The sequence below is a fragment of the Paenibacillus sp. FSL H7-0756 genome (assembly GCF_038006765.1).
GTDB lineage: Bacteria > Bacillota > Bacilli > Paenibacillales > Paenibacillaceae > Paenibacillus_AQ.
Genome location: NZ_JBBOVT010000002.1, coordinates 261,397 through 279,091 on the forward strand (window position 1 = coordinate 261,397; position 17,695 = coordinate 279,091).

Genomic DNA, 17,695 nt, shown 5'->3' on the forward strand with positions numbered 1-17,695 from the left:
CAGCTCCTTCCAGAAATTATGTGCTCATTGTCTTGTGTTCAGCAGCGGAATAATTAACTAGCGTTTCAACCAAACTATCAACGTACCGAATTGCTCAAATGAAGAGGGTGAAGCTGCATGAAGGATGAAGCGAACGGCAAATTATCCGCACGGCTGGAGGCCAATGAGGAACAACTATCCCGGCTGCTCGGCCAGAGCACAGATCTGGTCAGCAAACGGCTGCAGCTGGGAGAACATACGGAGCTTAATGTATTCTATATAGATGGTCTTATTGACAATCAGCTGCTGCATAACTCCATTCTGTATTCGCTGCAGGAAGGTAGGATCTGTGATCTGCTGGAAGCAGAGAGTCCTGAGCGGAAAATAGAGCTTCTCAGCAAGCGCGTACTGTTGGCTGGAGATGTTACTATCGTCCGGGACTATGTCCCCTTCATTCATGATCTGTTATCCGGCAATGTGATGATCATGGTGGAGGGGTCGGCAGAAGCGCTGCGCATCGGCCTGCCCGGCTGGGAGGACCGTAATGTAAGTGAACCCAACTCGCAGTCGGTCGTGCGCGGGCCAATGGAGGGCTTCACGGAGAACCTGCGAACCAACACAGCCTTGATCCGCCGCAAAATCAAAGACAGCCAGCTATGGCTCGAAACGATGCAGATCGGGCGTGTAACCCAGACCAGCGTATCAATCATGTATTTGAAGCATATTGCCAATCCTGAGCTGGTCGAGGAGGTTAAGCGCCGGTTGGAGGCGATTGATACCGACAGTATTCTGGAGAGCGGTTATATTGAGGAGTTCATTCAGGATACGGCGGCTACGCCTTTTCCCACAATCTATAACAGTGACCGTCCCGATACGATAGCCGGAGGTATCCTGGAAGGGAAGGTAGCTATTCTCGTGGACGGCACCCCTTTTGTGCTGCTGGCTCCGACGGTGTTTGTTTCCTTTTTCCAGTCGGCAGAGGATTATTATCAACGGGCGGATATCTCCTCGTTGCTGCGGTGGGTACGGTTTCTGGCCTTTTTCCTGACGATGTTCGCTCCTGCCTTCTATGTAGCAATCACCACCTATCATCAGGAGATGATTCCAACCAATCTGGTTATCAGTCTGGCTGCCCAGCGGGAGACGGTGCCGTTTCCGGCTTTTGTCGAAGCAGTGATGATGGAGCTGACCTATGAAATTCTGCGGGAGGCGGGGGTGCGGATTCCGAAGAATGTTGGACAGGCGGTCTCTATCGTCGGCACGCTGGTCATCGGGCAAGCGGCCGTTGCCGCCGGGTTCATCTCCTCGGCCATGGTCATCATTGTATCGATTACAGCGATTTCAAGCTTTGTTATCCCTGAAGCTGGAATGTCAGTGGCCGCGAGAATGATACGGTTCTTGTTGATCATGCTGGCCGGGTTCATGGGATTATACGGGATTCTATGCGGAGTGTTCGTGCTGGTGCTGCATCTCGTAAGCCTGCGTTCATTTGGTGTGCCCTATATGAGTCCGATCGGCCCCTTCGTCCGCGAAGATCTCAAGGATTCCATCTTCAGGCTGACCTGGCCGCTCCTGCGCACCAGACCCAGGCAGAACCGCACGCAGAATCTGCAGCGGCAGGCTCCTCCCAAGCGCGGGGGGAACCTAAGATGAAGAAACGAATGGTGAAGGCGCTGGCTGCTTGCATCCCTATATTGCTGCTGCCTATGCTGCTCAGCGGGTGCTGGGAGCGAAAGGAGCTCAACGAATTGGCATTTGTAATCGCACTGGGTCTCGACAAGGCGGAGGACGGCTACCTGGTCTCCATGCAGGTAGTGATCCCTTCCTCGATTACATCCCAGAGTGCCGGGGGTTCAGGCGGAAGCGGAGTTCCTGTAGTGTTCTATTCCTTCAAGGTTAAAACGGTGTATGAATCGCTGCGCAAGTTCAATCTGGTCAGTTCACGTTCGCCTTATATGGGCCATATTCGAGTGCTGGTTATAGGTGAGGAACTGGCACGCTTGGGGGTGGGCGAGACACTGGATGTTTTAAAGAGAAGCCGCGAGCCTCGTATGGATTTCTACGTCATGGTGGCGCGGAAGTCTACTGCAGCGAATGTGCTGAAAGTGCTAACACCGCTGGACCGGCTGCCTGCGAACAAGCTATTCAGTTCACTGGACAAGTCCTACAGAATCTCGTCCAGGACTATTGCAGTCACATTGGACGAATTCATTGAGGATCTGATCTATGAAGGAAGGAACCCCGTCCTGACAGGCGTTGAGATAGAGGGAGATCCTGAGGCAGGCGCCGGCAAGAGTAATATTGAACGGACCAATCCGGATACAAGACTCCGCTATAAAAGTGTAGCCATTTTCAAAGGGGATAAGCTGATCGGCTGGATGGATGATGCAGTAACCGTCGGATACAATTACGTAATTGATAATGTAACCAAGAATACAGGGTACTTCAAAGACAAGAATGGAAGCCTGATTGTAATGGAGGCGCTGGACACAACAACCAAGCGTAAGGTGAAGATTATTGACGGCGAGCCGCATATTTTTCTGAGTGTGGAGGCGTTATGCAATGTGCAGGAAATTGAAGGTCCGGACAAGATTGATACCGAGAGTAAAATCCATGAGCTGGAGCTGAAGACGCAGGAGCGGATTGTAGAGCGGATGGAAGCGGCAGTGAAGAACATAACTGAGCGGTATAATGCTGATGTTTTTGGGTTCGGCCAGTTGATATACCGCAAGAGCCCTAAAATATGGTCCAGCGTGAAAGAAAATGATGAATATCTCAAAAGCCTGCCCGTGCATTACAAAGCCGCTGTAACCATTAACCGGATTGGAACGATCGATAATTCTTTCATCGATGAAATCAAGGAGTGATCCTGCATTGCTGATGTTACTGGTATTCCTCATCCTGGCTGTGGGCTGTATGGTGATTGATCTCCCTAACCTGAAGGGCAGGCAGAAGCGGCGGGACCGCTGGGTGTACTTCATCCTCTGGATTGGCGGACTCGCTGCTGCGGGCTGCACATTGCTGAAAATTAAGGTGCCAAGCCCGCTGCTGATGATTATGGTGATCTACAAGCCGTTCAATGATCTGGTAGCCTCCTGGTTCTGAGTAACGCAGCAGGTCTTCTAAATAGAAGGCCTGCTATTTGGCATGTTTGGGTAATTATCGTAAATGTCGAATTGAGATTGACGAATTGATTTTATAGTCGTATGATGTGTGTTATAAAAGTTCCTGAGTAATAATAAGTAACTATATAATAAAATGATAACAACGGGAGGAATGAAAGTGGAATCATCTACATTTGTACTTTTTGGCGCAACCGGGGACTTGGCGAAGCGGAAAATCTTCCCCGCTCTATACAACCTGTTTACTGATGGCAAGCTTTCCGGTCCTCTCTCAGTCATTGGGCTGGGCAGACGGGAACTCACCAACGAGACGTTCCAGCGTCAGGTGCTGGATTCGCTGCGTACCTTCTCGCGCCGTCCGGTAGAGGATACAGCAGTGCTGCAGAATTTCCTGCAGGCTTTTGAATATAGTGTGCTGGATGTCGGACGTCCTGAGGATTATGTGAAGCTCCTTGGGCATGTACAGCGCCGGGAGGAAGAACTGGGGCTTCCGCAGAACCGGATGTTCTATTTGTCAGTCGGTCCCGAATTTTTCGGAGAGATTGCCGGTAATATCAATGCCAGCGGACTCGGGGATACCAAGGGCTGGAAACGTCTGATCATCGAGAAGCCGTTCGGACGGGATCTGCAGTCGGCACGCGTGCTGAATGAGAGCTTGAGCGCAGCTTTTGCAGAGGAGGAAATCTTCCGTATTGACCACTTCCTCGGCAAGCCGATGGTGCAGAACCTGGAGGTGCTGAAATACTCTAACCCTGTGCTGCGGGCCTTGTGGCAGAACCGTTATATCGCGAATGTTCAGATTACCGCCAGTGAGACGGTGGGTGTGGAAGAGCGGGCGGGTTACTATGATAAGGCTGGCGCGCTGCGCGACATGTTCCAGAACCATATGCTCCAGTTGCTCATGATGATGGCGATGCAGCTTCCGAAGGGCAGTACACCAGAGGACGTCCGCAGCAAAAAGCGGCATGTCATCCGTTCCGTCCGCCCCCTGCTCGCTGAAGAGGTAACACAGCATGTAGTGCGCGGCCAGTATGCAGCCGGGGAGATGCGCGGACAGCAAGTGCCTGCGTACACCGCTGAACCGGGGATTGCAGCTACTTCTCAGAATGAGACATATATTGCTGCACGCCTGTGGATCGAAGATCCGCTGTGGAACGATGTGCCGTTCTACATTCGCACAGGGAAGCGCATGAAGGAGAAATCCACACGGATTGTTATTGAATTCAAAGAGCCGTTTAATGATGTGCATAACAAGAACCGTAACAAGCTGCCGCTTGACCCTAACCTGCTGGTGATTGATATTGGTCCGAATGAGGGCATCTCCCTGACTCTGAATACCAAGAATCCGCTTCAGCACGGGGAGCTTGAGCCGGTTAGCATTAAGCATGAGCCGGGCAATCCCGATGTGCCGGAGGCTTATGAGAATCTGATCTATGATGCGATGCTTGGCGATGCCACTTTCTTCGCTCATTGGGAGGAAGTAGAGTTGTCCTGGCAATGGGTTCAGCCTATAATCGAAGCAACAGCAGAAGGCAGCCTGCCGCTGCACCTGTATCCTGCCGGCTCTAACGGTCCCGCGGCGGCAGAACAGCTCCTTGGCGAGTTCCACTGGTGGCTGGATGAACCGGAGAATACAGAGCCTGCACGCGTTCACCGGACAGCAGGGATAGAGCCGGAAGTCATCCGGCCTGGAGCCTAAGCGGCGGCGATAACAGCAAGCGGACAGAGTTAGCTCATATATGACTACAATTCGGAGGGATTCGTAATGAAAGTCGGTTTAATTGGACTAGGCAAAATGGGCTTCAATCTCGGCCAGAACCTGCTGGAGCATGCCCATGAAGTGGTAGCGTATGATGTGAATCCTGCTGCGGTGCAGGAATTGGCCGGACGCGGTGCGTCCGGGGCAGCAAGCCTGGAGGAGCTTACGGGACGGCTTGATTCCCCGCGCGTTCTCTGGATCATGGTTCCCCATACTTTTGTAGATTCGGTTATTGCTGAACTGACGCCGCTATTATCCAAGGGAGATATCATCATTGAAGCCGGGAACTCTCATTATAAAGAGTCGATCCGCCGTCATGAGGAGCTGGGTGCCCACGGAATTCACTTCCTGGATGCGGGAACCTCCGGCGGAATGGAAGGCGCGCGGAGTGGGGCCTGCTACATGGTTGGCGGCGATGAGGAAGCGTGGACGGTCGTTGAACCGCTGTTCCGGGATACTGCGGTAGAGAACGGATATCTGTACGCCGGCAAATCCGGGAGCGGACATTTCCTCAAGATGGTGCACAACGGCATTGAATACGGGATGATGGCTGCGATCGGCGAGGGGTTCGAGGTGCTGGAGAAAAGCGGATATGACTTCGACTTCGAGCAGGTGGCCCGCGTCTGGAATAATGGCTCGGTGGTCCGCTCCTGGCTGATGGAGCTGATCGAGCGTGCCTTCTCCAAGGATGCCAAGCTGGAGGATATCAAGGGCGTCATGCATTCCTCAGGGGAGGGACGCTGGACGCTGGAGACCGCCTTCGACCTCCAGGCAGCGACTCCGGTCATCGCCATGGCTCTGCTCATGCGCTACCGTTCGCTGGAGACCGACACCTTCACCGGCAAAGTCGTCGCCGCCTTGCGTAACGAATTCGGCGGCCATGCGGTGGAGTCGAAGTAAGCAGCAGCAACTAGGCTGAAGCGTTGATATCAGGGGGCTGTCCATAGCCATGCAATGGCTGTTTGGGCAGCCTCTTTGTTTTGGATTTGGCCGGAAGCCGGGCTGGAGGTGGGCCGTACGGGAAGTGAAAGGGATACATCCCCTTGAATCAAGTGTACTTATACACTACATTTGCTCATTTTTACTCACTTTTTGGAATTCAAGTGTACTTATACACTATATTTGCTCGTTTTTACTCACTTCTTGGAATTCCTCCACAGCCCCCTAATGAAGTTGGAGTCCTCCCCCACAAAAATGTAGACTAGAGATAGGAGGAGGATGAACGGTATGGGACACTTAACAGGAACAAGAGAGAAGGCAGCGCAAGAGGTGTTATCTGGCATTAAGGCGGCGGTGGTTGCCCGAAAGTATGGGGTGACTCCGTCCACGGTGAATCAGTGGGTGAGGGATTACCGGGAAGCCCATGGAGAACAAGATCATCCGTACCCCCAGGAGCAGGTAGAGGAACTGAAGCGCCTGGTAGAGGTCGAGCAGAAATATGAGAAGGCGGTCAAGATGCTCGGTGAAAAGGAGTTAGAGATTGAGATTCTGCGTGAACTGCTAAAAAAGCCAACCCCTGCTTATCCGAAAAAATCGAGGTAGCCGAGATGTTCATTAAGCAGGGATATTCCGCAGCGTTGGTACTACGTCTCATCGGGCTCGCAGAGTCCACGTACTACGACCGTAAGAAACGCAAGTCACAGGATGCACAGGCCGTACTCCAGGGGCGCGGAAGACCCGTACCCGGCTACTCTCTGACCGAGTCTGGAGCGAAAATTAGCGACGAGGAAATCCAGGAATGGCTGCTGGAATTAATCGCTGGAGAAGAGCACGTGTACGGATACAAACTGCTGGCCAAGTGCTTGTGGAACCAGCACCGTTTAAAGCTCAATCACAAGAAAAGTTACCGGCTGTGTCAGGCGCTGGATATCCTGCAGCCGCAGCGTCACAAGCGTTTTAAGCATCCCCGGAAGCTGCCGGAGAACCGGGTCATTACCGGAGCAGGCCAGCTCTGGCAGATGGACATTAAGTACGGGTACGTGGCGGGCCGGGACCGGCATTTCTTTGTCCTGAGCATTATCGATGTGTTTACCCGTGTCATCGTCGGCTACCACCGCGGATCGTCGTGTGAGGCCAAGCACGCCTGCCAGACGCTGGGACGCGCCATGGAGCAACACTGCGCCCCTGGCAGCGTACGCCCGGTGATCCGCACCGACAACGGCCCACAGTTCGTCAGCCACCTGTTTGGCGACATGTGTGAAAGCTGGGAAATGACCCATGAACGCATTCCGCCTCGAACGCCGGATTTAAACGCTTTTATTGAATCGTTCCACAGTAATATTGACCGGGATTTGTTCCGCAAAGAGGCATTCGACACGTTCGAAGAGGCCTATGAAGCGGTGGACCGGTACATGGACTTTTACAACAACCGCAGAATGCATACGAGCCTTCGGAACATGCCGCCAGCTACGTTTGCGGAGTGGGTCCTGACCCAAGAAGACCGCTCCCGCTTCTTCTGGCCGAGAGAAAAAGCGAAATAAAGAGCATTTCTACGACAAGTACCGATTTGATACGGAGGACTCCGGGATAAGGGGGTCGCACCGATTCAAGTGTACTTATACACTATATTTGCTCGTTTTGCTCACTTTTGGTGAATTCAAGTGTATTTATACACTACATTAGCTCTTTTGGGCTGCATTCAGTAAATTCAGAGTCAGTTGGTCCATGCTAAAATTGAGCGTTACTAAGCTCGTATCATTGGGATGAATAGTTTGTATTATTTGGAATGTTATGTATTTCGTCTCCAGCTTAAACAGCGGAGCGGGCAAAACTATTGTCGAAAAGCGAAGCGGTCGCCTTTGTGTCCGGATTTTCACCGCTAAGGGGAATGAAAAAAATCTGGACACAACAGCGATTGTAACAACGTTCTGTTTGCGGAGCGTTCATCTAAGTGCTCACGTTGATCCCACTCCTCAATAAAGATCTGCCCCAAACCAAAAGAGCAGTACTTTTCATCAGACAACCCGCCAGAAGCATATAAGTACAGAAACAAGAAATAGACAGGAGAGGTGACCGGTGACGCACAATCAGGAGTTTACCGTCTATCTGATCACAAAGCGGGATATCCTGCGGTTTATTGTGGTCGAGGTGATTATCGGCAGTATGACGTATTCGCTGGCCTGGAGCTTGTTTCATAATACGATTCTGGCGGGAGCGGGGGGCTGGGCCTGTACGGAAGGGCTGAAGCGGCTGGTGAAGCTGGGCGGGTGATGGGTAATAACGGGGATTCCCCGGACTGTCTATCTGATGTACTATATAAAGAAATAGATATAGATACAGACATAGATCGACAGACAGAGGGAATGGTGATGCACAGATGATTAACCTACTGGAAGTATTGCACAAAGAAATTATGCCCGCAGAAGGCTGCACCGAACCGATTGCAGTGGCTTATGCCGTCTCGTTGGCCGCTGAACTGGTGGAAGAGGAGATTACGGCGATTCAGCTGCTGCTCAGCGGCAATATCATCAAGAATGCAATGGGCGTAGGGATTCCTGGTACTGGCCAGACGGGCTTGCCGATAGCGGCGGCCTTGGGTGCGGTGGTGCGCCGCTCGGAGAGGAAGCTTGAGATTCTGTCCGGGCTGACCCCGGCGGAGCTGGCAAGTGCAGAGGGACTGCTGGAGCGTAAGCTGCTGGAGGTTGAGCTGAAGGATACGCCGGAGAAGCTATATATAGAAGCGAGAGTACACAGCAAGAACCATACCGCCACAGCAATCCTGGTAAAAGAGCACACGAATGTGCAGTATCTTGCGAAGGATGGCCAGCGGCTTGAGCCGAAAATGGACAAGGCCGACTGCGGCGACCCGCATAGTCTGGACCCTGAGGTATACTCGGTCTCACTCGAAGACATCTATGCCTTCGTTCAGAATACACCATTCGAGGATCTTCGTTTCCTGCTTGAGGGAGCGGTTATGAATAAGGCGATCTCGGAGGAAGGGCTGCGCGGGGAATATGGCCTCCAGGTGGGCCGGAAAATGAGCCAGCAATCCGCCCTCAATCTGTTCGGCGCGGATGTGGCGAACCGGATTATCGCCGCAACGGCAGCGGCATCCGATGCACGGATGGACGGCAGTGCCATGCCGGTAATGACTACGGCAGGCAGCGGCAATCAGGGGATTGCCTGCACTATGCCGGTCATTGCCCTGGCCGAGCTCCTCGGCAAGGATGAGGAGACTCTGGCCAGAGCGATGGCGCTCAGCAATCTGATTACTATTCATGTGAAGCATTACATTGGCCGTCTGTCCCCGCTCTGCGGCTCAGGCATTGCCGGCGGAGTAGGGGCGGGCAGCGGTATTGTTTATCTGATGGGCGGAACGCTGGCGCAGATCAAACACTCCATCCAGAATACGATTGCCTCTACTTCAGGCATGATTTGCGATGGTGCGAAGCCAACCTGTGCACTCAAAATCTCCACGGCCACCAACGCAGCCATTCAGTCTGCCACCCTGGCTATGAACAATATCTCCGCGAGTCTGAATGACGGTGTCATCTTCGAGAAGGTGGAGGATACGATCAAGAATATGGAGACCCTGGTCCAGGAGGGGCTTGCCGCCACAGACCAGGCCATTCTGAATATCATGCTCTCCAAGGGAGCCGCTTCTTCATAAGGAGCAGGACAAGGTCCGGATGTCTCAGCGTTTAGCGTTTGTAATCCGGTTGCGGCAAGGAAACAGGCTGTGGATTGGCTAGTACCCAATTCACGGCCAATTCGCATAATCTGGCCGGTTCATCATTACCGTTGCTATGGCGCAGATAACCGGCTAATTCCGCAGCTTCCTTCAGTTGTGCAGGGTCCAGAGGCGTGCCTGAGGCGAAGTGCAGAAGCAGTGCGCTGAGCATTTTACGGAAATCCGCATCCCAGTTGCCGCCGCCGTTATTCATGATTTCATAAGAGATCCGTCCAGTGATGCGAATGACCTCCCCCTGTACGGTAAGCGCCGGTCCTGAGCCGGGGATGAGCGCCTCCCATAGCTCCTGATGCTGATCCTGCCACCTTGTGCTCTTAACCTCGATCTTAGAAACGCCGTCATGCATCACCCGACCGGCTACAGGCTCCACACCGAACAGCTTGTACAGCTTGTCCAGGGCTGCTATGGTATCATCCAGGTAGTCTTTATTGAAATTAGCTTTGCTGAATTCAAAATTCTTGCCGATCTTCGTCACGGATTCCCTCATCTCCGGTGTGACTTCTGCCCCGGCTGCAAGCATCGCCTGCGCGATCTCAGCCATGCCGGTGATATCGGCATTCCGGCAATTGATCAAGCCCTTGGCCAGCGGGGTATTCCCGCGCTTGCTCACAGCATGGATGTTGGCGCCGTGAGCGATAAGATCACGGATCGCCCCAGTCCGGTAGTAGTTGACAGCGGCGTGCAGCGGGGTCTCATCCTGATAATCCAGGGCTTCCAGCTCAGCGCCAAGCTCAAGGAACAGCGGGATATTACCCGACCAGTGTCCGGCCTGCGAATGCAGCGGAGTGCGCTGATATTTATCCCTGGCGTTGATGTCAGCACCCTGCTCTACCAGCCAGCGGACCAGCTCATCCGGAATTTGCCGGATGCTGAGCGCGGGTTCTTTGTACGATCCCAAGGTTGCATTCCAGTCACATTTCTCAAAAACAGCCTTAAGTAGATCGATATCCCCTGATTTAACCAGCTCGCGGAAGTCCGCGGGTAAGGTAATTCTCTTTTTGCCCATTTGATTAATTCTCCTCCCTAAGATGAATCTCCCCTGATAGATCTACCATGAACTTAGTACAGCACTTCCACATTCTTCTCGGACAACACCTTCAGCCACGCCTCCGAAGGCTTGCGGTCGGTAATCAGCACATCGATCCGGCTTAGCTCTGCGAGTCTGGCGAAGGCCGTCTGGTCGAACTTGGTATGGTCCGCGAGCAGCACCACCTTGTGTGCCTGGCGGAGCATATATTTCTTCAGCTCACATTCCGGTTCATTGGAATCGGTGACCCCGCGGTCCATATCGAGGGCCTTGCAGCTGATTACGGCGGTGTCCACATTGTAGCGCTGAATGGTCTCATGGGCTACGGGGCCGACAAGCGACAGGGAACGGTGGCGGAGTGAGCCGCCTGTAGAAATAATGCTGTGGCTCGAGCTCGCGAACTCATGGAGAATGTTGATCGAATTGGTGATGATCGTCAGATTACTTTTATTACCCAGCAGCTTCAGGAATTCAAACGAGGTCGAGCTGGGGTCCACCATCAGTGTATCCCCGTCATTAATCAGATCGAGCGCCTGGATCGCTATTCTGCGTTTGATATCCGTATTGAGTGCTCCCCGGGTCAGAAAAGGCAGGTCCTCATTCGTATGCCTGTTCAGCATGGCTCCGCCGTAGGTCCGGCTTACAATGCCATCCTTCTCCAGCTTCTCCAGGTCTCTGCGGATCGTCTCCTCCGTCACCTCGAACATCCGGCTCAGATCGGAGACCAGCACCCGTTTGTCCTGATGGACAAGGTCGATTATTTTTTTGCGTCTTTCGGCAGCGAGCATATGTATCACCTTTCCAGAGTTGATAGTCTTAATATAGCCTGTTATTTCTGTGTTGTACAACATAGTGAACCCGAATTGCGCTGAAACCCACAGTAATCATTGCTTATTTTCCACAAAACAAACAATAAACAAACTAAAACAACTTATTATGTGTTTAAAGTGTTGACAACACAGATTAACGGCGATACGATGGGAAGGTCAACAGGTTGAAAGCATGCTTATAGTGTTCATATACTATTTATGCGCCCGGGAGGCTGGTTAAGCAATGAGTACTCATGTCTATTATGTGCCGTCAATTAACATTATGGGAAAGGGCTGTCTGAAGGACATCGCCCCGTACATTCAAGAGCTGAATCTGCACAAAGCGCTTGTGGTCACAGACAAGTTCCTGATGAAGAGCGGAATCGCCGGAAGGCTGCTGGCCGTGCTGGAAGAAGCGGGAATTCAGTATGTGGTATATGATGAAGTGAAGCCGAACCCTACCTGCAAAAATGTCCATGACGGCGCAGATTTCCTGAAGCAGCACGAATGTGACTATCTGATCTCTATCGGCGGCGGCTCGCCGCAGGATACGGCCAAGGGCATCGGCATTGTTGCCACCAACGGCGGGCATATTGCCGATTATGAAGGCGTTCACAAATCCAAGCATAAATCGCTGCCGATTGTCGCGGTGAACACGACGGCCGGGACTTCAAGTGAAGTGACGATCAACTACGTGATCACGGATGAAGAGCGCAAGATCAAGATGGTCATGGTGGACAAGAACAGTATCGCCACCATCTCGGTGAATGATCCGGAGCTGATGGCCGATAAGCCCGCTGCGCTGACGGCGGCAACGGGCATGGATGCTCTGACGCATGCCATTGAAGCGCTGGTCACTCCAGGCGCCTATCCGGTAACCGATGCTACCGCACTGGCAGCGGTGGAGCTGATCTTCGCCAATCTGGCCCGCACGGTGACGGATGGACACGATATTGAAGCGCGTGAGCAGATGGTCTATGCCATCTTCCTCGGCGGTCTCGCTTTCAATAATGCAGGGCTAGGCTACGTGCATGCTATGGCCCATCAGCTCGGCGGGGTCTATGATCTGCCGCATGGTGTGTGCAATGCGATGCTGCTGCCTTATGTGGAAGAAGAGAATGCCAAGCATGTGCCGGAGAAATTCAGAGCGATTGCCAGAGCGGCCGGGTTGCAGACCGAAGGACGAAGCGACAAGGAATGTGCGGATTACGTCATTGAAGCGATCAAAGCCCTGTCCAAGGAGGTTGGCATTCCTGCCAAGCTGTCCGAGCTGGGTGTTGCTGAAGTAGATCTCGATCTGCTCGCTGAGAATGCCATGAAGGATGCCTGCGCACCCGGTAATCCTTTTATTCCGACGAAAGATGAAGTAATCGCGTTATTCCGCAAAATTCTGTAAATCACCTCCATAGAATAGGAGATTCCCTATGACCTATCATATCGCCGTCGATATCGGCGCCTCCAGCGGACGGCTGGTACTCGGACAGCTCGTGGACGGGAGCCTCCAGCTTGCGGAGCTTCACCGTTTCAGCAATGGCTTCACGGAGCAGGACGGCTCCTGCTTCTGGGATATGGATTATTTAATAGATGAGATTATTAAGGGGCTTCATCAAGCGAAGCTGGCTGGAATTAACAAGTGCACCGTTGGCATTGATACCTGGGCGGTAGATTATGTGCTGCTGGATGCCGAAGGTAAGCGGATCAATGAGGTCTATGCCTACCGTGACCGCCGGACGGACGGGGTGATGGAGGAGGTCGCGAAGCAGCTTCCGCCGCATAAGGTATACGCCAAGACCGGAATACAGCAGCTTCCCTTCAATACACTCTATCAGCTATATGCGCATGACCAGGAAGAGCTGAAGGCGGCCGATCAGATTCTGCTAGTGCCGGATTATCTCTATTACCGGCTCGGCGGACGGAAGATGAACGAGGCTACCAATGCCTCAACGACGCAGCTATTGAATCTTGCGACCCGTGATTTCGATGCGGAGCTGCTGGAATTCCTGGGTCTGCGGCGTGAACAATTTGCTCCGTTGACCGAGCCTGGGGAAGAGCTTGGCTTACTCTCAGGGGAGCTGGTGGAACAGTATGATCTGCCTGAATGCCGCCTGATCTGCGTGGCCACACATGACACAGCATCTGCGGTACTCGGTGTGCCTGCTCAGAAGGACCGTGCGTCAGCCTATCTTAGCAGCGGGACCTGGTCTCTGCTGGGAGTAGAGCTGGATCACCCGCTCAATGACAGCAGAGCGATGGCAGCCAATTATACCAACGAATGGGGCGCTTACGGGACTTACCGGTTCCTGAAGAATATTATGGGCCTCTGGCTGATCCAGGAAGTTCGCAGACTGGACGGCGAAAGGTATAGCTTCGCGGAACTGGCAGAGCAGGCCGCTGATTGCGCAGCCTTCCGCAGCCTGATTCCCTGCAATCATCCGCGGTTTCTTAAGCCCGGCGATATGATTCAGGAGATCCGCCAGGCCTGCCTGGAGAGCGGTCAGCCTGTGCCGCAGACGGCGGGCGAGCTGGCCCGTTGTATCTTCGACAGTCTGGCGTTATCCTACCGCAGCTATCTGGCTGAATTGGAAGACCTCACCGGGGAGTGCATAGAAGTGCTGCAGATTGTAGGAGGTGGAGCTAACAACAGTCTGCTGTGCCAGCTGACAGCGGATGTTACCGGCAGGGAAGTGCTGGCCGGACCGACCGAATCCACAGCCTTGGGTAATCTGGCTGTGCAGATGATTGAGGCGGGCCGCATGGCTGACATCCATGAAGCCAGGCAGATCATCGGCCAGTCCTTCGCGATTCCGTCTTATCTGCCGCAGCCGGTTCCTCAGCTGGCGGAGCTGCTGATCCGCTGGGAGCAGATTCAACCGGGAGCGAATGTTCACAATACGTAATTAGGAGGCAACAGCATGGATCAGAGCATCATTAACATCTACAACGAAGCCAAGAAATTATATGCAGCCCATGGGATTCATACGGATGAGGTACTGGAGAAGCTGGCGCAGATCAAAGTATCTCTGCACTGCTGGCAGGGCGACGATGTACGGGGCTTCCTGTTCAAGGATAAAGAGCTGAGCGGCGGCATTGCCGTGACTGGCAGCTACCCCGGCCGGGCCGGTACACCGGATGAGCTGCGTCAGGATCTGGAGAAGGCCCTCTCGCTGATTCCCGGCAAGCATAAGGTCAATCTGCATGCGATCTATGCCGATACGAAGGAACAGGTGGATCTGGATGAGCTGGCGCCGCGCCATTTCACGAACTGGGTAGAATGGGCCAAGGAGCAGGGATTAGGTCTTGATTTCAATCCGACCTGCTTCTCGCATCCCAAGGCGGCGGACGGCTTCACCCTCAGCCATGCGGACGAAGAGATCCGCAGCTTCTGGATTAAGCATTGCAAGGCCTCCCGCAGCATTGCCGAGCACTTCGGCCGCGAGCTGGGCCAGCCGTGTGTCACGAATTTCTGGGTGCCGGATGGCTACAAGGATACTCCGGTGGACCGACTGGCACCGCGCATGCGCCTGAAGGAATCGCTGGATGAAATCTTCAGCGAGGAGATGGATCCGCAGTACACGATCGATGCCGTGGAGAGCAAGCTGTTCGGTATCGGCTCGGAGAGCTACGTGGTCGGATCGCATGAGTTCTACATGGGCTACGGCCTGACACGCGGCAAGGCTATCTGCCTGGATGCCGGACATTTCCATCCGACGGAAGTGATCTCGAACAAGCTCAGCTCCATCCTGATGTTCAGCGAGCAGCTGCTGCTGCATGTCAGCAGACCGGTCCGCTGGGACAGTGATCATGTAGTCACGATGGACGATGAGCTGCTGGAGATTGCCCGCGAGCTGGTTCGCGGGGATCTGCTGCCGCGCACGCATATCGGCCTCGACTTCTTCGACGGCAGTATCAATCATCTGGCGGCTTGGGTAATCGGCACGCGCAATACGATCAAGGCCCTGCTGCGCGCCATGCTGGAGCCGGTAGAGGAGCTTCGGGCCATTGAACGGGCTGGAGATTACACCTCGCGGCTGGCCTTGGTGGAAGAATTCAAGTCCTATCCGTTCGGTGCCGTCTGGGATTACTACTGCGCTTCGCAGGGGACCCCGGTCCGCGAGGGGTGGCTGGCTGAAGTGAAGAGCTATGAGCAGGAAGTATTGGCTCTAAGATAAGATCAAGCTGCTGAAAACACAAAATAACAAGTACCCGCACGCTGAAGGGGCATATAGAAGGAGAGAGCATATGAGTACATCCGTAATTGAATCCAAGGGGTATATATCTGGCGTCACTGCGCCTTTTATCGAGGAAATGTCCGAAATTACCCATCACATGTGGTCGCTGGGCTGGGATGAGCTGAACGGGGGCAATGTCAGTTACCTCCTGGATGAAGAAGAGGTAGCCAAATATATCAATATCCGCGAGCCGCTGCGTACGATCAGCCTTACCTTCCCTGTAACCGAGCTGGCGGGCAAATACTTCATCGTTACCGGATCGGGCAAGTATTTCCGTAATGTGATTAAGGACCCGGAAGCCAACCTTGGTGTACTGCGTGTCAGCAGCAGCGGCGAGAGCGTGGAGGTATTGTGGGGACTGCGCAGCGGCGCTATTCCGACCAGTGAGCTTGCTTCCCACTTCATGAGCCACATTGAGCGGCTGAAGGTAGATCCCGCGCACCGGATTGTGCTGCATACTCATGCAACGAACGTGATTGCCATGACGTTCACCCATGATTTGGATGAGCTGAAATTCACCAAGACTCTGTGGGAGATGTGCACGGAATGTCTGGTGGTCTTCCCGGATGGCGTCAGCGTCATTCCCTGGATGGTTCCGGGCAGTAGTGAGATCGGGCGGGCCACCGCGGATAAAATGAAGGATTACCGCGTGGTCATCTGGCCGCAGCATGGCATCTTCGTAACCGGCCAGACTATGGATGCGACGTTCGGATTAGTAGAGACCATTGAGAAGGCCGCCATCGTCTATAATCTGATCGGCGGACGAGAAATCAAGCAGAAGATTACCGATCAGCAGCTGGCGGATCTGGCTGCAGCCTTCCGGGTGACTCCGAAAGCCGGCGTGCTGGACTTATAAGACATTATCAGCCGCTCTTAGACTGGCAGTAATTTGCATTTGCCGCCGGAAACCGTCATACTATGCTTACTTAAAGTAATCATTGTATGAATTGGAGGCTAGTGGATTATGAATGTTGCTGCATTGTTTGAACCTTTTGAATATGGAGGCCTGTCCCTCCGCAACCGTGTGGTGATGGCACCGATGACCCGGGTGCATTCCCCTGGAGGCGTACCCGGTCCTGAGGTGGCAGCATATTACCGCCGCCGCGCGGAAGGCGGGGTAGGCCTGATCATAACGGAAGGCACAGCCATTGATCATCCGGCAGCGGTCAGCCATCAGGATATCCCGAACTTCCATGGCGAAGCCGCCCTGGAGGGCTGGGCGCAGGTCGTGCGCGAGGTGCATGCCGCAGGGGGCAAGATCATGCCACAGCTCTGGCATGTCGGCATGGCCCGCAGCATCGGTGAAGGGCCTAACGCTTCGGCGCTGCCCATTGGCCCGTCCGGGCTGAATCTGGCCGGAGAGCAGGTCACGGAGCCGATGACGAAGAGCGAGATTCAGGCCATCGTCAGTGCCTTTGCCAAGGCGGCGAAGGCGGCCAAAGCCATCGGCTTCGACGGCATTGAGCTGCACGGTGCCCACGGCTATCTGATCGACCAGTTCTTCTGGGAGAAGACCAACCGCCGGACCGATGAATACGGCGGCGATCTGGAAGCGCGCACCACCTTTGCGGTGGAAGTGATTGATGCCTGCCGCCGCGCGGTAGGACCGGATTTCCCGATCATCCTACGTTTCTCGCAGTGGAAAGCCGGAGCCTATGACGCCAAGCTGGCTGAGACTCCTGAGGACCTGGCCCGCTTCCTGGCTCCGCTCAGCAATGCGGGTGTGGATATCTTCCACTGCTCGACCCGGCGGTTCTGGGAGCCGGAATTCGCAGGCTCGGAGCTTAACCTGGCAGGCTGGACGAAGAAGATCACGGGCAAGCCTGCCATTACAGTAGGTTCCGTGGGACTGGATAGTGCGTTCACCAGTGCGGTCACGGAGAAGGACCAGGACGACAATATCGACCGTCTGCTGGAACGCCTGGAACGGGCTGAATTCGATCTGGTAGCAGTAGGCCGGGCGCTGATCAGCGATCCTGCATGGCCTGCTAAGGTGCAGGCGGGCAAGCCGGACGAGATTATTCCGTTCACCTCCGAGGCGACCCAGACTTTGTATTAATCAATAGAGCTTGATCTGTAA

At 53.9% G+C, this 17,695-nt stretch carries 16 protein-coding genes; 14 read left to right on the forward strand and 2 right to left on the reverse strand.

Going from position 1 to position 17,695, the window contains the following annotated elements:
- Positions 1–117: 117 nt before the first annotated feature.
- The 9 genes from NST04_RS17870 (at position 118) to NST04_RS17910 (ending at position 9,469) form a co-directional block, all read left to right on the forward strand.
- Entirely contained in the window at positions 118–1,632 is a 1,515-nt protein-coding gene (locus NST04_RS17870; RefSeq protein ID WP_341185446.1) for a spore germination protein, read from the forward strand.
- On the forward strand, positions 1,629–2,846 hold the full coding sequence (locus NST04_RS17875) for a Ger(x)C family spore germination protein (protein WP_341185447.1): 1,218 nt from the start codon (positions 1,629–1,631) through the stop codon (positions 2,844–2,846). The genes NST04_RS17870 and NST04_RS17875 overlap by 4 nt, the downstream gene beginning before the upstream one ends.
- 7 nt (positions 2,847–2,853) lie before the next feature.
- Positions 2,854–3,084: a hypothetical protein gene (locus NST04_RS17880; protein WP_341347804.1), complete on the forward strand. Its 231-nt coding sequence runs from the start codon at positions 2,854–2,856 to the stop codon at positions 3,082–3,084.
- Between the two features lie 177 nt (positions 3,085–3,261).
- A complete protein-coding gene (gene zwf / locus NST04_RS17885) occupies positions 3,262–4,800 on the forward strand; it encodes a glucose-6-phosphate dehydrogenase (protein ID WP_341185448.1) in 1,539 nt (512 codons plus the stop codon).
- 66 nt (positions 4,801–4,866) lie between these two features.
- Positions 4,867–5,760: a phosphogluconate dehydrogenase (NAD(+)-dependent, decarboxylating) gene (gnd, locus tag NST04_RS17890; RefSeq protein ID WP_341185449.1), complete on the forward strand. Its 894-nt coding sequence runs from the start codon at positions 4,867–4,869 to the stop codon at positions 5,758–5,760.
- Between the two features lie 327 nt (positions 5,761–6,087).
- Positions 6,088–6,402 (forward strand): helix-turn-helix domain-containing protein, encoded by a 315-nt coding sequence (locus tag NST04_RS17895; protein WP_340750738.1) that lies wholly within the window; start codon positions 6,088–6,090, stop codon positions 6,400–6,402.
- A gap of 5 nt (positions 6,403–6,407) precedes the next feature.
- Entirely contained in the window at positions 6,408–7,340 is a 933-nt protein-coding gene (locus tag NST04_RS17900; RefSeq protein ID WP_341182892.1) for an IS3 family transposase, read from the forward strand.
- A 535-nt stretch (positions 7,341–7,875) separates the two neighbouring features.
- On the forward strand, positions 7,876–8,070 hold the full coding sequence (locus tag NST04_RS17905; protein WP_341185450.1) for a hypothetical protein: 195 nt from the start codon (positions 7,876–7,878) through the stop codon (positions 8,068–8,070).
- 106 nt (positions 8,071–8,176) lie between these two features.
- Positions 8,177–9,469: an L-cysteine desulfidase family protein gene (locus NST04_RS17910; protein ID WP_341185451.1), complete on the forward strand. Its 1,293-nt coding sequence runs from the start codon at positions 8,177–8,179 to the stop codon at positions 9,467–9,469.
- A 31-nt stretch (positions 9,470–9,500) separates the two neighbouring features.
- Here the strand turns inward: NST04_RS17910 and NST04_RS17915 are convergent, their stop codons facing one another.
- Positions 9,501–10,556 (reverse strand): ankyrin repeat domain-containing protein, encoded by a 1,056-nt coding sequence (locus tag NST04_RS17915; RefSeq protein WP_341185452.1) that lies wholly within the window; start codon positions 10,554–10,556, stop codon positions 9,501–9,503.
- A gap of 53 nt (positions 10,557–10,609) precedes the next feature.
- A complete protein-coding gene (locus NST04_RS17920; RefSeq protein ID WP_341185453.1) occupies positions 10,610–11,365 on the reverse strand; it encodes a DeoR/GlpR family DNA-binding transcription regulator in 756 nt (251 codons plus the stop codon).
- Between the two features lie 265 nt (positions 11,366–11,630).
- Between NST04_RS17920 and NST04_RS17925 the strand changes: the two genes are divergently transcribed.
- The 5 genes from NST04_RS17925 to NST04_RS17945 all read left to right on the forward strand — a co-directional run bounded on the left by NST04_RS17925 (position 11,631) and on the right by NST04_RS17945 (position 17,674).
- On the forward strand, positions 11,631–12,782 hold the full coding sequence (locus tag NST04_RS17925) for an iron-containing alcohol dehydrogenase (RefSeq protein ID WP_341185454.1): 1,152 nt from the start codon (positions 11,631–11,633) through the stop codon (positions 12,780–12,782).
- Between the two features lie 28 nt (positions 12,783–12,810).
- Positions 12,811–14,283, forward strand: a complete 1,473-nt coding sequence (rhaB, locus tag NST04_RS17930) for a rhamnulokinase (RefSeq protein ID WP_341185455.1) — start codon at positions 12,811–12,813, stop codon at positions 14,281–14,283.
- Positions 14,284–14,298: 15 nt separating this feature from the next.
- The gene (gene rhaA, locus NST04_RS17935; RefSeq protein WP_341185456.1) at positions 14,299–15,555 is read left to right on the forward strand and encodes an L-rhamnose isomerase; all 1,257 of its coding nucleotides are present in this window, start codon (positions 14,299–14,301) and stop codon (positions 15,553–15,555) included.
- A 70-nt stretch (positions 15,556–15,625) separates the two neighbouring features.
- Positions 15,626–16,471 carry a rhamnulose-1-phosphate aldolase gene (gene rhaD / locus NST04_RS17940; RefSeq protein ID WP_341185457.1) on the forward strand — a complete coding sequence of 282 codons (846 nt, stop codon included), beginning with the start codon at positions 15,626–15,628 and terminating at the stop codon, positions 16,469–16,471.
- Positions 16,472–16,579: 108 nt separating this feature from the next.
- A complete protein-coding gene (locus NST04_RS17945) occupies positions 16,580–17,674 on the forward strand; it encodes an NADH:flavin oxidoreductase (RefSeq protein ID WP_341185458.1) in 1,095 nt (364 codons plus the stop codon).
- Positions 17,675–17,695 lie beyond the last annotated feature (21 nt).

Coding starts and splice junctions, on each gene's coding strand:
- NST04_RS17910 (WP_341185451.1), top strand. CDS start 8,177: ATGATTAACCTACTGGAAGTATTGCACAAAGAAATTATGCCCGCAGAA.
- NST04_RS17870 (WP_341185446.1), top strand. CDS start 118: ATGAAGGATGAAGCGAACGGCAAATTATCCGCACGGCTGGAGGCCAAT.
- rhaA (WP_341185456.1), top strand. CDS start 14,299: ATGGATCAGAGCATCATTAACATCTACAACGAAGCCAAGAAATTATAT.
- NST04_RS17895 (WP_340750738.1), top strand. CDS start 6,088: ATGGGACACTTAACAGGAACAAGAGAGAAGGCAGCGCAAGAGGTGTTA.
- NST04_RS17900 (WP_341182892.1), top strand. CDS start 6,408: ATGTTCATTAAGCAGGGATATTCCGCAGCGTTGGTACTACGTCTCATC.
- NST04_RS17875 (WP_341185447.1), top strand. CDS start 1,629: ATGAAGAAACGAATGGTGAAGGCGCTGGCTGCTTGCATCCCTATATTG.
- NST04_RS17925 (WP_341185454.1), top strand. CDS start 11,631: ATGAGTACTCATGTCTATTATGTGCCGTCAATTAACATTATGGGAAAG.
- rhaB (WP_341185455.1), top strand. CDS start 12,811: ATGACCTATCATATCGCCGTCGATATCGGCGCCTCCAGCGGACGGCTG.
- NST04_RS17920 (WP_341185453.1), bottom strand. CDS start 11,365: ATGCTCGCTGCCGAAAGACGCAAAAAAATAATCGACCTTGTCCATCAG.
- rhaD (WP_341185457.1), top strand. CDS start 15,626: ATGAGTACATCCGTAATTGAATCCAAGGGGTATATATCTGGCGTCACT.
- gnd (WP_341185449.1), top strand. CDS start 4,867: ATGAAAGTCGGTTTAATTGGACTAGGCAAAATGGGCTTCAATCTCGGC.
- NST04_RS17945 (WP_341185458.1), top strand. CDS start 16,580: ATGAATGTTGCTGCATTGTTTGAACCTTTTGAATATGGAGGCCTGTCC.
- NST04_RS17915 (WP_341185452.1), bottom strand. CDS start 10,556: ATGGGCAAAAAGAGAATTACCTTACCCGCGGACTTCCGCGAGCTGGTT.